Annotated in this window: 16 protein-coding genes; 6 read left to right on the top strand and 10 right to left on the bottom strand. The window is 62.4% G+C overall.

Features of this window, described 5'->3' with window-relative positions; genetic code table 11:
• Positions 1–100 precede the first annotated feature (100 nt).
• Together ACL58G_RS21945 and ACL58G_RS21940 are read left to right on the top strand one after the other, a co-directional pair.
• A complete protein-coding gene (locus ACL58G_RS21945) occupies positions 101–709 on the top strand; it encodes an SIS domain-containing protein (RefSeq protein WP_440963156.1) in 609 nt (202 codons plus the stop codon).
• A 222-nt stretch (positions 710–931) separates the two neighbouring features.
• Positions 932–1261: a YnfA family protein gene (locus tag ACL58G_RS21940; RefSeq protein WP_440963155.1), complete on the top strand. Its 330-nt coding sequence runs from the start codon at positions 932–934 to the stop codon at positions 1259–1261.
• Positions 1262–1286: 25 nt separating this feature from the next.
• On the opposite strand, the gene dmeF is transcribed toward ACL58G_RS21940, so the two are convergent.
• From dmeF to ACL58G_RS21925, 3 genes are read right to left on the bottom strand one after another with little or no spacing between them, the layout of a single operon-like run.
• On the bottom strand, positions 1287–2273 hold the full coding sequence (dmeF, locus tag ACL58G_RS21935; protein ID WP_440963154.1) for a CDF family Co(II)/Ni(II) efflux transporter DmeF: 987 nt from the start codon (positions 2271–2273) through the stop codon (positions 1287–1289).
• Between the two features lie 22 nt (positions 2274–2295).
• Entirely contained in the window at positions 2296–2472 is a 177-nt protein-coding gene (locus tag ACL58G_RS21930) for a DUF1289 domain-containing protein (protein WP_440963153.1), read from the bottom strand.
• A gap of 6 nt (positions 2473–2478) precedes the next feature.
• Positions 2479–2754 (bottom strand): metal/formaldehyde-sensitive transcriptional repressor, encoded by a 276-nt coding sequence (locus ACL58G_RS21925; RefSeq protein ID WP_440963152.1) that lies wholly within the window; start codon positions 2752–2754, stop codon positions 2479–2481.
• A gap of 205 nt (positions 2755–2959) precedes the next feature.
• Here ACL58G_RS21925 and ACL58G_RS21920 point away from each other — a divergent pair, with 205 nt between their 5' ends.
• The 4 genes from ACL58G_RS21920 to ACL58G_RS21905 all read left to right on the top strand — a co-directional run bounded on the left by ACL58G_RS21920 (position 2960) and on the right by ACL58G_RS21905 (position 9106).
• Complete coding sequence (locus ACL58G_RS21920; RefSeq protein ID WP_440963151.1) at positions 2960–3331, top strand: hypothetical protein; 372 nt, start codon at positions 2960–2962, stop codon at positions 3329–3331.
• Positions 3332–3477: 146 nt separating this feature from the next.
• Positions 3478–4707, top strand: a complete 1230-nt coding sequence (locus ACL58G_RS21915) for a TolC family protein (protein ID WP_440963150.1) — start codon at positions 3478–3480, stop codon at positions 4705–4707.
• A complete protein-coding gene (locus ACL58G_RS21910) occupies positions 4704–5879 on the top strand; it encodes an efflux RND transporter periplasmic adaptor subunit (RefSeq protein ID WP_440963149.1) in 1176 nt (391 codons plus the stop codon). The genes ACL58G_RS21915 and ACL58G_RS21910 overlap by 4 nt, the downstream gene beginning before the upstream one ends.
• Positions 5879–9106 (top strand): CusA/CzcA family heavy metal efflux RND transporter, encoded by a 3228-nt coding sequence (locus ACL58G_RS21905; protein WP_440968089.1) that lies wholly within the window; start codon positions 5879–5881, stop codon positions 9104–9106. The genes ACL58G_RS21910 and ACL58G_RS21905 overlap by 1 nt, the downstream gene beginning before the upstream one ends.
• A 45-nt stretch (positions 9107–9151) precedes the next feature.
• Here the strand turns inward: ACL58G_RS21905 and ACL58G_RS21900 are convergent, their stop codons facing one another.
• The 7 genes from ACL58G_RS21900 to ACL58G_RS21870 all read right to left on the bottom strand — a co-directional run bounded on the left by ACL58G_RS21900 (position 9152) and on the right by ACL58G_RS21870 (position 13627).
• A complete protein-coding gene (locus tag ACL58G_RS21900; RefSeq protein ID WP_440963148.1) occupies positions 9152–9574 on the bottom strand; it encodes an EamA family transporter in 423 nt (140 codons plus the stop codon).
• A gap of 14 nt (positions 9575–9588) precedes the next feature.
• Positions 9589–9939 carry a DUF3147 family protein gene (locus ACL58G_RS21895; protein ID WP_440963147.1) on the bottom strand — a complete coding sequence of 117 codons (351 nt, stop codon included), beginning with the start codon at positions 9937–9939 and terminating at the stop codon, positions 9589–9591.
• Between the two features lie 170 nt (positions 9940–10109).
• Positions 10110–10826, bottom strand: coding sequence for an arsenical resistance protein ArsH (gene arsH, locus ACL58G_RS21890; RefSeq protein ID WP_440963146.1), 717 nt, complete (start codon positions 10824–10826; stop codon positions 10110–10112).
• A gap of 11 nt (positions 10827–10837) precedes the next feature.
• Positions 10838–12118 (bottom strand): arsenic transporter, encoded by a 1281-nt coding sequence (locus ACL58G_RS21885; RefSeq protein ID WP_440963145.1) that lies wholly within the window; start codon positions 12116–12118, stop codon positions 10838–10840.
• A 74-nt stretch (positions 12119–12192) separates the two neighbouring features.
• Positions 12193–12672: an arsenate reductase ArsC gene (locus tag ACL58G_RS21880; RefSeq protein ID WP_440963144.1), complete on the bottom strand. Its 480-nt coding sequence runs from the start codon at positions 12670–12672 to the stop codon at positions 12193–12195.
• A 36-nt stretch (positions 12673–12708) separates the two neighbouring features.
• Complete coding sequence (locus ACL58G_RS21875) at positions 12709–13053, bottom strand: ArsR/SmtB family transcription factor (protein WP_075796165.1); 345 nt, start codon at positions 13051–13053, stop codon at positions 12709–12711.
• A 61-nt stretch (positions 13054–13114) separates the two neighbouring features.
• The gene (locus tag ACL58G_RS21870) at positions 13115–13627 is read right to left on the bottom strand and encodes an arsenate reductase ArsC (RefSeq protein WP_440963143.1); all 513 of its coding nucleotides are present in this window, start codon (positions 13625–13627) and stop codon (positions 13115–13117) included.
• Positions 13628–13818: the final 191 nt, after the last annotated feature.

Genomic DNA, 13818 nt, shown 5'->3' with positions numbered 1-13818 from the left:
CGGAGACATCCGGCCAACGCGAGCAAAGATTAGTTCGATTCGACCGCGAAGCACGGTCAAGCGAATGGCATCGTCAACATCGAACACCGAGGAAAAAGCAATGATCGACTACATCAAGGGCAATCTTGTCGAGGCACGCGATGCGCTAGACCGTCTCATCAATAACAGTACGCAACTGGGCAATATCGAAGCCAGCGCAAGCCTTCTAGTCCACGCGTTGGAAAGGGGGCACCGCGTGATTTCGTGTGGAAATGGTGGCTCCATGTGCGACGCCATGCATTTGGCGGAAGAGTTATCCGGGCGATTTCGTGACGATCGTCCTGCAATGGCGGCAGTAGCGATCAGTGATCCGAGCTATATCAGCTGCGTTGCCAACGATTACGGCTATGACCACGTATTCGCTCGTTTCGTCCAAGGTAACGGTAGTGCGGAAGATATTCTTTTTGCCATCAGTACGAGCGGTAATAGTCCTTCAGTAGTTCTTGCGGCCCAAGCGGCGAAAGCTAAAGGGATGAAGGTGATTGGTCTGACCGGACGCTCCCAGTCGAAATTGGAAGCACATGCCGATATTTGCATTTGCACCAGCGCGGGCCAATACGCTGACCGTGTACAAGAACTTCATATTAAGGTCATCCACATTCTGATTGAGCTTGTAGAACGTGCTTTGCAACCTAAAAATTATGAGGGTGAATCGCCACAAGTTCAGTAGAAACGCTTGAATTTAAATTCTAGATTCTGACCCGCTTGGCGGACCTCATGAGGAAGGAAGCGGCGTTGTCAAAGCTCATCTGTGAATGCACGCTCAAGCTGACAAGCTTACCTGTCCCTTGGTCTCCGCGTTAAATTGTTACCAACAGAATTCTGCTACCTCGGCCGGGCACGGGTATGTAAAGAAGACGGGTTCTGGTAGACGAAAGAAAAGAAAGAAAAAATGATCTGGAAGACCGGCCTGTTGTTCATTGCCACGGCGGTTGCGGAAATCGTCGGCTGTTTTCTGCCTTATTTATGGCTGCGTAAGAGCGGCCCGGTGTGGCTACTGTTGCCGGCCGCGGCAAGCCTGGCCCTCTTCGTGTGGCTGCTGACCTTGCATCCAGCGGCCAGCGGCCGGGTGTATGCGGCTTACGGCGGCGTGTACGTCGCCACAGCCCTTGTCTGGTTGCGGGTGGTCGATGGCGTCAAGCTGTCGGCCCTGGACTGGACCGGCGCGGCGATCGCGTTGTGCGGCATGGCCGACATCGTCTCCGGCTGGTCCAGGGGCTGATGCTGGTGTTATCGCTTGGACCGACTCATGCTGGGTTGCCGGACCGGTAATGTACCTCGATCGTCGCGTGTACGATTTCTTCGTGAATTGCTAGTTGCTCCCGGACCTTGGCTGGCGTCAGGGCCGGATCATTCGTCACCAGACTCAGGGCACAGGAATAGAACTGCTTGCCAACGCGCCAGACGTGCAAATCGACCAGCTTGGTGTAGCCGGCAGTCGACGCGCTTGCCACGACTTCGCGAATTTCCTCGACGACCGGCGCGTCCATTTCACGGTCGAGCAAGACTGTTCCAGTCTGAACGATGAGGCTCTTTGCCCAAACTGCGACGAGCACCGCACCGACGATACCCATCATCGGATCAAGCCAGGACCAACCAAACGCCCAGCCGCCGGCCAACGCGCCGATCGCCAGCACCGATGTCGCCGCGTCTGCAATGACATGGATGTAGGCGGACTTCAGGTTCAGGTCGTGGTGACCATGTCCGTCGTCGTGCCCATGGCCGTGATCATGTCCCTGGTGGTGCTGCCCATGGCCGTGATCGTGGTGCGCATGGCCAAGTATCATCGCACAAATAACGTTCACGACCAGGCCGATCACGGCGATGATGATCGCCTCTCGATAATGGATTGGTTCAGGCATGTAGATGCGCTCGATCGAGCTGAACGCCATCAATGCCGCGATCCCGAGCAGGAAGACGGCGCTCGTGTAGCCTGCGAGGATTTCGATCTTCCAGGTACCGAAGGTGAAGCGCGGATCCTTCGCATACTTGCGTGCAGCGGAGTAGGCGAATGCGCTCAGGCCGATCGCCAGCGCATGGGAGCTCATGTGCCACCCGTCCGCCAGCAGGGCCATCGAATTGAACCACCAGCCGGCGGCGATCTCCACCACCATCATGGCCGCGGTGATCCACATGACCAGGCGCGTGCCGCGCTCGGCCGCGTTGCTGCCCTGGTCGAAGATATGGTCGTGTGTCAGCTCGTCGACACCGTGGTGATGAGTCAAGTCTTGCATTGGGTTTCCTCTCCCGGCTGCACTATCGCCCGGCCAGTTTTTTCTCGCGCCGTGCGCGTTCGTTGATGATCTGGTGCCTGCGGTGATCGGTCATTTTCTTCCACTCGCGCGCCTCGACAAGCGTGCGCAGGCATCCGGTGCAGAAGCCGGTCTTGCCGTCGAACTGGCATAGCTCGACACAGGGTGATTTGACGGCCATGGATGCCTACTTCAAATAAGCTCGAATCACTTCGAGAAGTTCGTCTGCGCCTTCGGTGCGCGCGGCTTCGGTCAGCTCGCCTGCGGCAACGTGTTCCCGGACGTGATCCTCGATCACTTCCGCCATCAAGCCGTTCATGGCCCCACGGCTGGCCGCCAGCAAGTGCAGGACTTCGGCGCAGCCCGCTTCGGACTCCAACGCGCGTTCGATCGCCTCGACCTGGCCGCGAATGCGGCGGACGCGGGCGAGTAATTTCGCTTTTTCTCGGCTGGTGTGCGACAACTGATCACCTCGGAATATAGGGTAAGGGGGTATAATATCAGAAGCTGCGTGCTACGGCTTCAACCGATACGCGCAGCGTGCCGAGGACGGAAGCGGGATGGCCGGTTGTGTACTGAGTGCTAGGAACCGGCACGTTGAAGTTATTTTTTTGGGTGAATATACTAATGTGTTGCCTTGTTGCGTCAGCGTAGGTCCGCCTTACCCCATGAAGAATGTGCTCGTGATCATCATGCTCGTACTGCTTCCCTTGCAGGCCTTCGCTGCGATGGAGCGCGGTCTCGCACACTTGTTGGGAGGAGGGTACGGCACGCAGGTGTTCGCCAAGCACCTGATTGAACATGAGGAGCACGTTGCCCATCACCATGACGCGCATGGCTCGCCCCATGACGATGGTTCGCCGCAGTCGATACAGCACCTGACCGACTTCGAGCATCAATGCGCGTCATTCATGCCGCTGCCGATGGACGTGCAGCTGGCTCAGGTCACGATCACACGCATCGCACCGGATATCCGGTGCGAATCTTATTCGGATCACATTCCGCTTCATCCGCTGCGCCCGCCACGCTACACCGCCTGAATCGCGGGACGGCTCACCATTCGAGAAAAGCCGTCCCGCGCAATTTCACATCTGCTAATTTTTCAGGGGTAGTTATGCAAATAGTCTTGAGACGGCCGGGCGCGCTCGTCCGTCGAACACATGGGTATCCGGCTTCGCCAACGCCATTGCGGACGCTGGCACTCGTTGTCGCGCTGAGCGCAGCCTGCGCGCTGGCGCATGCGGAAGATGCGCCGGCATTCGATGCCTTGCTGCGGCAGGCGCAGGCCAACGCGCCACGATTGCTGGAAAGCGCGGCCAACGTGCGTGCCGCCAGTGCCCAGGCCAGGCAGGCGCATGCCTGGCCAAACCCGACGCTCGGCGTCACGGCCGAGGACATCGGCGCGCCGCGCAGCAGCGGCCAGAACCAGCGCCAGGATACGTATTCGCTGACGCAAGTATTTGAAATCGGCGCCAAGCGCTCGGCACGGATCGAAGCCGAAGAGCGCGGTTCGGCTGCCGTCGGCGCACGCGAACGCGTCGCGCGGCTCGCCTACGCCGGCGAGTTGGCCATGGCCTACGCGACGGCCGAGGCGATGCAGTTGCGCAGGGAGGTCGCCGTGGCCGAATTGCAGCGCGCGAGGGACGACCTCCGCGCGGCACATGCGCTCGTCACCGCCGGCCGCGAGGCGCAGCTGCGGCTGGCCCAGGCCCAGGCCAACACCTCCGCTGCCGAGGCATCGCTTGAAGTCGCCTCGGCGGCCGCGGCGGACGCGCTGGAACGCTTGTCGGCCCTGGCCGGCGCCGCCGAACCCTACACCCGCATCGGCCAGCCCTTCCTGATCAAGGCTGCACTGATCCAGCCAAATGCGCAATGGCAGGCCGCCGATGCTCCGCTGCTTGCCAGCGCGGCTGCGGACCTTGCGGCGGCCAGCGCCCAGGCCCGCGCCGAACAGAACAGGTGGCTGCCGGACGTTGGCGTCACGGTGGGCATGCGCAAATATGCCTGGTCGAGCGACAAGTCCGCGACTGTCGGGATCTCCGCATCGATTCCATTGTTCGACCGTAACAAGTATGGCGCCGACGCAGCCCGTGAGCGAGCCGCAAGCGCAGCGCAGCGCCTGCAGGCAGCCCGGCTCGAGACGGCCGCCGCGCACCGCTCGGCGCTGATCCAGGTCGCGGCGGCGCGCCGGCAGCTGCAGGCAGCGGAACAAGGCGAAACCGCCGCGGCCGAGGCCTACCGCCTGGCGCGCATCGGTTACGAGGCCGGCAAGACCTCGCTGCTCGAACTGCTCACCGTTCGCCGTGCCGCGAACGATGCCCGGCTACAGACGATCGACGCGCAGCTCGCCCGTGTGCGGGCCCTTGCGACCCTGTCAATGGCCGAAGGCCGCAACGTATTTGGAGTATCCCCATGATGGAACAAAAATCACGACCTGCTAACTGGTTCCAGGTCATCGTACTGGTGGCGATCGCCGCGGCACTGGGCTTTGGCGGGGCATATTGGCTGACGGGCAGGAATCGGCCTGCGGCCGCCGCGGCAGCTCCGCAGGCCCAGGCAAACGCCAAGGCCGGCGCGGACATCGTCGTACCGATCCCGGCAGAGTATCTGGCCGCTGCAAAGATTTCCGTGGAACCGGTCGCGCCCGGCAGCGTCACGGCCGAGCTCCTGGCGCCGGGCGCGGTGACCGCACAACCGAACAGCGAAGCCGTGGTAATGGCGCGCGCGGCCGGCAATGTCACGCGCATCACGCGTCAGCTCGGCGACAAGGTACGTGCCGGCGAGACGCTGGCCGAAGTCGAAAGCCAGGACGCGGCCGCGATGGCGGCCGAGCGTAACGCAACGGCGGCCAAGCTGGATCTGGCCCGCAAGGAATACCAGCGTGAATCGAGCCTGTTCGGGCAGGGCGTCACGCCGCGTCAGGAATTGGAGACGGCGCAGGCGCAGCTGGCCGTTGCGCAAGCGGATGCGCAGCGTGCGGCATCGGTCGCGCGCGCCGCGCGCGTGAACGGCGACGGCAGGTCGATCGCCGTGGTGAGCCCGATCTCGGGCATGCTGACCGCGCAATCGACGACGCTGGGCGGCTTCGTCCAGCCGCAGACGGAACTGTTCCGTGTTGCCGGCGCCGGCCAGGTCCGGGTCGAAGTGTCGGTAGGCGCGGCGGACATCGGTCGCGTCGCTGCTGGCGACAAGGCAAGCATCGTTACCGCTGGCGGGACGCCGGTGGAGGCAACCGTGCGCGCCGTTACGCCGACCGTCAGCGGCAGCGCCCGTAGCGCGACCGTCATCGTGGTGCCGGCAGTGCCTGCATCCGGGCTGGTCGTCGGTGAAGGCGTCCAGGTTCGGCTGCACATGAAAAATGGGGGCGCGGGCCTGGTCGTGCCGGAAGACGCCGTCCAGAACATAGACGGCCGAGACGTGCTGTTCGTGCGTACCAAAGAAGGATTTCGCGCCCAGCAGGTGCGGGTCGGCATCCGCAGCGGCGGCACGGCGCAGATTCTCGCCGGCGTCGAGGCCGGAACGCCCGTCGCCACGCAGAATGCCTTCCTGATCAAGGCCGACATGATCAAGAGTGCAGAGGCGGAATGATGATCGACAGCATATTGACTGGCTCGGTCCGCTCGCGCTGGCTGATCCTTTTCCTGACCGCGGTGATCGGCGCCATTGGCGCCTGGCAGCTGAACCTCTTGCCCATCGACGTGACGCCCGATATCACCAACAAGCAGGTACAGATCAATACGGTGGTGCCGACACTCACACCGATCGAAATTGAAAAGCGGGTGACCTTTTCAATCGAGACCGCGCTTTCGGGCCTGAACGGCGTCGAAAGCGTGCGCTCGTTCTCGCGCAACGGCTTTTCACAGGTGACCGCGGTCTTCAAGGAAAGCGCCGACCTGTACTTCATGCGGCAGCAAGTGTCCGAACGCCTGGCGCGCGCGCAACCCGATTTGCCGGACGGTGCGGTGCCGCAGATGGGGCCGGTCTCGACGGGCCTGGGTGAGGTGTTCCATTACAGCATCGAGTACACCCATCCGGAAGGCAAGGGTGCTCCCCGCCATGACGGCAAGCCCGGCTGGCAGACGGATGGCAGCTTTCTGACCCAGGAAGGCGAACGCCTGACGGACGAGGTGGCGCGGCTGGCCTACCTGCGCACCGTACAGGACTGGATCATTCGTCCCCAGCTGCGCACAACGCCGGGGCTTGCCGACGTCGACTCGCTTGGCGGCTACGTCAAGCAATACGTGGTCGAGCCGGATTCCGCCAAGCTTGCGGCCTTCGGCGTCGCCTATGCCGACCTGGCACGTACGCTGGAAGAGGCGAATGTCTCAGTCGGCGCCAACTATATTCGCCGGTCGGGCGAGTCCTACCTGGTACGCGCTGACGGCCGCATGCACACGCTCGACGACATCACCCGCGCCGTGCTTGCTACCCGCAATGGCGTGCCGGTCACCCTCGGGCAGGTTGCCAAGGTCGGTATCGGTGGAGAGCTGCGCACCGGCGCGGCCAGCCGCGACGGCGTCGAGACGGTGGTGGGCAGCGCCCTCATGCTCGTGGGTGCCAACAGTCGGACTGTCGCGCATGCCGTTGGCATCAAACTGGAGGAGATCGGCAAGACCTTGCCGGCGGGGGTCAGGATCGTTCCGACGCTGGACCGCTCGCAACTGGTGATGGCCACGATCGAGACCGTCGGGAAGAACCTCGCGGAAGGCGCGCTGCTCGTCAGCGTCATTCTTTTCGCACTGCTCGGCAACTGGCGCGCCGCCATGATTGCCGTCCTTGTCATTCCGCTGTCGCTCCTGCTGAGCGCAATCGGCATGAACGCGCTCGGTATTTCCGGCAATCTGATGAGTCTTGGCGCGCTCGACTTCGGCCTGATCATCGACGGTGCCGTCATCATCGTCGAAAATACGCTGCGCCGGCTGGCCGAGCGCCAGCACCGCGAAGGGCGCACGCTGCATCTGAGAGAGCGGCTGGACGAGGTAGTGGCGTCGTCGCGCGAAATGTTGCGCCCGACGGTCTACGGCCAGCTCGTGATCTTCCTCGTGTTCCTGCCGTGCCTGACGTTCCAGGGCGTGGAGGGCAAGATGTTCTCGCCGATGGTGATCACCCTGATGCTCGCGCTGGCCTCGGCCTTTGTGCTCTCGCTGACCTTCGTGCCGGCATTGATCGCGGTGCTGATGCGCAAGCCGGTGGCAGAAAAGGAGGTTCGCGTGATCGCCGCAACCAAGAGCCGCTACGCGCCGTGGCTGCGCCTGGCGGTGGCGCGTCCGCTTCCATTCATTGGCGCCGGTGCCGCTGTGCTGGTACTGGCGGGCGTGGTGTTCAGCTTCGTTGGACGCGAGTTCATGCCGACCCTGGACGAACAGAACCTGAACCTGTCGTCGGTGCGCATTCCTTCGACCTCGATCGACCAGTCGGTCGCGCTCGACCTGCCGCTCGAGCGCGCGGTGTTGACGCTGCCCGAGGTGAAGACTGTGTATTCGAAGGCCGGCACCGCCAGCCTTGCCGCCGATCCGATGCCACCAAACGCATCGGATAACTACATCATCCTGAAGCCGAAGAGCGAGTGGCCGGCTGGCGTCACCACCAAAGAACAGGTGATCGAACGGATCCGCGCCAAGACGGCCAGCCTGGTCGGCAACAACTACGACGTGACGCAGCCGATCGAAATGCGATTCAACGAACTGATCGGCGGTGTGCGCAGCGACGTGGCCGTAAAGATTTACGGCGACGACCTGGACCAGCTGGCGGTCAGCGCGAAACAGGTCGCGGCGGTCCTGCGCAAGATCCCGGGCGCAGCGGACGTGCGCGTGGCGCAGACCGAAGGCTTCCCGACCTTCGACATCGCCTTCGACCGCGCTGCCATCGCGCGCTATGGACTCACCATCAAGGAAGTGGCGGACACCGTGTCGACCGCGCTGGCGGGGCGGGCCGCCGGCCAGATCTTCGAGGGCGACCGTCGCTTCGACGTCGTGGTGCGCCTGCCGGGCGCGATCCGCAACAACCTCGACGAACTGGGCGCCTTGCCGGTCATGCTGCCCGGCGCGGAAGGCCAGCCGCGCGCTTCGGTACCGCTGCGACAGCTGGTGCAGTTCCGGTTCACGCAGGGGCTCAATGAAGTCAGCCGCGACAACGGCAAGCGGCGCATCTACGTCGAGGCCAATGTGTCGGGCCGCGACCTGGGGAGCTACGTGAAGGACGCGCAGGCGCAGCTGGCCCGCGACGTGAAACTGGCGCCGGGATCGTGGATCGCGTGGGGCGGGCAGTTCCAGAACCTGGAGGCGGCAACGAAGCGCCTGGCGATCATCGTGCCGGCATGTTTCGTGCTGATCTCCGCCGTGCTGTATCTGGCGATCGGCAATGCGGTGCTGACCGCCACGGTACTGACCGCGGTGCCGCTGGCCCTGGCAGGGGGCGTGTTCGCGCTCGCGTTGCGCGGGATTCCGTTCTCGATTTCCGCGTCGGTCGGCTTCATTGCGGTATCGGGCGTCGCGGTGCTCAATGGCCTGGTGCTGATCTCTGCGATCAACAAACGCCTGGCGGACGGCCTGGACGCGGCGACTGCCGTGGTGGAAGGGGCGATGGAGCGGGTGCGTCCGGTGCTGATGACGGCACTGGTGGCGTCGCTCGGCTTCGTGCCGATGGCAATCGCGACCGGGACCGGCGCCGAAGTGCAGAAGCCGCTGGCAACGGTTGTCATCGGCGGGCTGATCACTTCGACCGTGCTTACGCTGTTCGTGCTACCCGCGATTACGGGGATGGTATTGCGTCGACGTGCGGCACAAGCACGATTCGTCGTGTCGGTCGACAGCTGATGTAACCAGGATCGGTGAGGCGGCGTTTCGTTGGCCTCTCCGGCCCTAAGCGCGTGCGATTATCAATAAACCAAGGGCAATGCAGCTTCCCCCGATCAGTTTGGGCAACGTGATTGCCTCCTGCAGAATCAGCCAAGCCAGGAAGAGGGAGACGATCACGCTCCCTTTATCGATCAGAGCGACCGTCGAGACATCTCCGAGCTTGATTGCCTTGTAGTAGAACACCCAGGATGCGGCCGTCGTGACGCCGGATAGGCCGAGCCAGAGGAAGTTCTTCCACGAGAGCGCTTCAAGCTGCGATACCGGCACGACTACCGCAGCGAACATCAGCACAAATACAAATACGAAGCAGGTGCGAATGGCCAGTCCCAAATCCCCTGAAATGCCGGTCAGTCCCAGCTTTGCGATGACAGAGGTGAAGCCCGCGAATGCCATCGAAATGAAGCCGTAGAGTACCCACCGATCCATATTCCTCTATCCCGCTACATGAGTGTGATGCCGAAGCGCTTGACGACCAGCGCAAACAACGCGAAGCAGGCAATGGTGAGGACGACACAAACGGCCAGCGCGGGCCAGAATCCGAGCCGGGCGAGGAGGGCGGGGAACACGAGGAACATGGGCAGCGTCGGCACGACGTACCAGAAGGTGTACCAAGCGTGGTTTGCCACCTTGGATTCCGGTTGCTTCTCCACATGCAGCCAGATTAGCGTCAACACCGTCACCATGGGGAGGGCGGCAATCAGTGCTCCCAGTTTGTCGCTGCGTTTTGCGAATTCCGAAACAGCCACGACCATGGCAGCCGTGATCAGGTATTTCGTTACTATCCAGGTCATGTTCGCCCTTGTACGGTCATCTCGACGCCCATATGGTAACCGCAGAGGGGCTTGCGGCGGTTAAGTCCCGGTCGGGCTGCCTGCCGACCACTTTCCCGACGCCAGCCTCTCCTGAACAGATTTCAGGACGTAGCACCTGCAGCTCAGCCGCAGCCGAGGTGCAGATTGTGTTACAGCTTTTCGATTTGCCGGTTGATTGCCTTGAGCGCACGCTCGTTCCGCTCGCTGTAGCGGTCGGTCAGATAATCTGTTCGTCCGCGCATCAGCAACGTGATCTTGAAGAGCTCTTCCATCACGTCGACGAGCCGGTCGTAGTAGGCCGACGGCCGCATCCGCCCCTCGTCGTCGAACTCCTTGTAGGCCATCGGCACCGAGGACTGGTTCGGTATCGTGAACATGCGCATCCAGCGCCCCAGCAGGCGCAGGGTGTTCACCACGTTGAACGACTGCGAACCGCCGCAGACCTGCATCACCGCCAGGGTGCGGCCCTGGCTCGGCCGGATCGCGCCCATCTCCAGCGGGATCCAGTCGATCTGGTTCTTCATCACCGCCGTGATCGCGCCATGGCGCTCCGGACTGCACCAGACCTGGCCTTCGGACCACAGGCACAGTTCGCGCAGCTCGACCACCTTCGGATGCGTCTCCGGCACGCTGCCGACCATCGGCAGTTCCATGGGATCGAAGATCTTCACCTCTGCGCCAAATTGCTCCAGGATGCGCGCCGCTTCGTAGGTGAGGAAGCGGCTGAAGGACCGTTCGCGCAGGGACCCGTACAGCATCAGGATGCGCGGCGGGTGGTCCATCGGGCCGGCCGGTTCGAGCTTCGCGAGCGTGGGCAGGTCCAGCAGCTCGGGCTTGATGTTGGGGAGGTTCGGGATTTTGCTCATTTGATTCACTTTCAGCTCAGGCGCAGGGCAAGCGCGCTCAGCGTCACCAGCAGGATCGGCAAGGTCAGGAGAATACCGATCCGGAAGTAGTAGCCCCAGGAGATTTGGATATTCTTCGCCGACAGCACGTGCAGCCACAACAGCGTGGCCAGGCTGCCGATCGGCGTGATCTTCGGCCCGAGGTCGGCGCCGATCACGTTCGCGTACACCATCGCTTCGCGCACCACGCCCTGTGCGGTAGTGGCGTCGATTGCCAGCGCACCCACCAGCACGGTCGGCATATTATTCATGATCGACGACAGGATGGCAGTAATGAAGCCGGTGCCGAGCGCTGCGCCCCACACGCCATGCTCGGCGCAGCGGTTGAGCAGGGCAGTCAGATAGTCCGTCAACCCGGCATTGCGCAGTCCATAGACCACCAGGTACATCCCTAGCGAGAACACGACGACCTGCCATGGGGCGCCGCGCAGCACCTCGCGGGTCGAGATCCGGTGCCCGCGCGCAGCGACAGCCAGCAGCAGCACTGCGCCAACCGCGGCCACGGCGCTGATCGGGATGCCGGCATCGCCAAGCCAAAAGAAGCCGATCAGCAGCATGCCCAGCACCCACCAGCCGGTGACGAAGGTGGCGCGGTCGTGGATGGCCTCCTCGGGGCGTTTCAGCTGCGCCAGGTCGTAGTCGGCGGGGATGTCCTTGCGGAAGAACCAAACCAGCGCGGCAAGCGTCGCGGCTACCGACACCAGGTTCACCGGGACCATCACCGCGGCGTAGCGCGCGAAGCCGATATTGAAATAGTCGGCTGAGACGATATTCACGAGATTCGACACGACCAGCGGCAGGCTGGCGGTATCGGCGATGAAGCCGGCAGCCATCACGAAAGCGAGCGTGGCTTTCGGCGAAAACCGTAAAGCTACCAGCATGGCGATGACGATGGGCGTCAGGATCAGCGCCGCGCCATCGTTGGCGAACAGCGCGGCCACGGCCGCACCCAGCAAGACAAGAAGCACAAACAGGCGCCGGCCGCTACCGCCACCCCAACGCGCCACGTGCAGGGCCGCCCACTCGAAGAAGCCTGCCTTGTCGAGCAGGAGGCTAATGATGATCACGGCCACGAACGCACCGGTGGCATTCCAGACAATGTGCCAGACGGTGGGAATGTCACTGACGTGGATGACGCCGGCGAGCAGGGCCACGGCTGCGCCCGCGGCGGCGCTCCAGCCGATACCGAGGCCGCGCGGCTGCCAGATGACGAAGGTGAGGGTTATCAGGAAGATGAGAAAAGCGATCAGCACGGAAGTCTTTCAGGGAGCGACTGGCACATGGATGGGCCGGACAATGGCCCGGCCGACGTAACGGAAGGTGGCGTTCAGGCGCCGATATGGCCGATGCGGTCGAGTTCGGTCTTGAACCTCGCGCGGTCGGAATTCAATTCCTCAAGCGGCAGGGCGAGGAAGGCTTCAATACGGGCGCGGAGGATCGCGTAGGCCTTCTCGAAGGCGGCGTTGATTTCCTCTTCGGTGCCGACGACGTGGCTCGGGTCTTCGACACCCCAATGCGTACGAAGCACGGGGCCGAGGTAGGCCGGGCAGGCTTCACCGGCAGCGCTGGCGCACACCGTGACCACGAGGTCAGGGGTGACGGGCAAATTGTCCCAGGACTTGCTGTAGTAGCCCTCGGTGGAAATGCCTTTGCTGGCGAGCAGGGCGAGCGCCTTGTCGTTCAACTTGCCGGTCGGTTGGCTGCCTGCGCTGATGGCGTGCCAGCCAGTTGGAGCCAGATGATTGAAGACGGCTTCACTGATGAGCGAGCGGCACGAATTGCCGGTGCAAAGAAAAAGTACGTTCACGGTAGACCTTAGGTTGAGAGGAAATAAGCGCAGAAATTAGCTTGTTTGGCTGGAAGCGATGGGCTCACATCCCGAGCCATTCGTTGGCGAACAAGGATTGCCGCCACAGCAGTTCTCGGTCAGGAAGCCCAGCAGCTGATTCATCGTGTCGAAGTTCGCTGCGTAAATGATGAAACGGCCTTCCTGGCGCGGAATCACCAGGTTGGCGTGGGTAAGTTCTTTCAGATGAAAGGACAGCGATGAGGGAGGCGTGCCGAGTGCCTCGGCAATCTTGGTTGCGGAAAGTCCTGCAGGGCCAGCCTGCACGAGCAAGCGAAAGGTTGCCAGCCTTGATTCCTGGGCGAGGGCGGCAAGCGCGGCAAGTGCGGGTTTCGTGTCCATGATCTCGTCTAAATATGTGATATTTCCAGTATAGTGGAACTGATGCCTGTGCGGCAAGCCCTCACGGAAGCGGCACGTCCGAACGACCAATGGCGATCAGTTCCTTCTGGATAGCCAGGCGCGACAGCGTCGCAAATGGAAGCATGGAAAAGATGTCGAGACGATTCTTGATCTCGCGGCATGTCCGGGCAAAGACCTGGCGCTGCTCCTGGTCGCTTCCCACGAATGCAGCAGGATCTTCGAAGCTCCAATGCGCCGTGATCGGGTGCCCTGGCCAGCGGGGACACGCCTCGCCAGCGGCCTTGTCGCATACCGTGATCACGAAGTCCATATGCGGAGCATCGGCAACTGCGTACTCATCCCAGCTCTTGCTGCGCAGGCCGTCGACGGGGAAGCCGAGCCGTTCAATCTGCTCGATCGCAAAGGGATGCACCGAGCTGCCTGGATGGCTTCCTGCGCTGTAGGCGCGAAACTGGCCCGCGCTGGTCGCGTTGAGAATGGCCTCGGCAATAATGCTGCGCGAGGAGTTGCCGGTGCAAAGAAATAGTACGTTGAAAACTCTGTTGTCAGTCATGGCGGTCTCGACCTGTTCGGTTGGTTGATACGACACTTCCAAATATATCGAAATATCTTGACCGGTTGATGACAACGACGATATTCTATATTCGTCGATTAACGAATGAGCGGTTCAAGCGCGGCCGGGTCTATCGCTGGGTCCCTGCATTCGTAATTCGATGAAATAGGAAATGCCGAGGTTTGGCTGCG

Source organism: Massilia sp. GER05 (assembly GCF_052056005.1).
GTDB classification, from domain to species: Bacteria; Pseudomonadota; Gammaproteobacteria; order Burkholderiales; family Burkholderiaceae_D; genus Telluria; species Telluria orientalis.
This window is presented reverse-complemented; position numbering and strand designations above follow the sequence as displayed.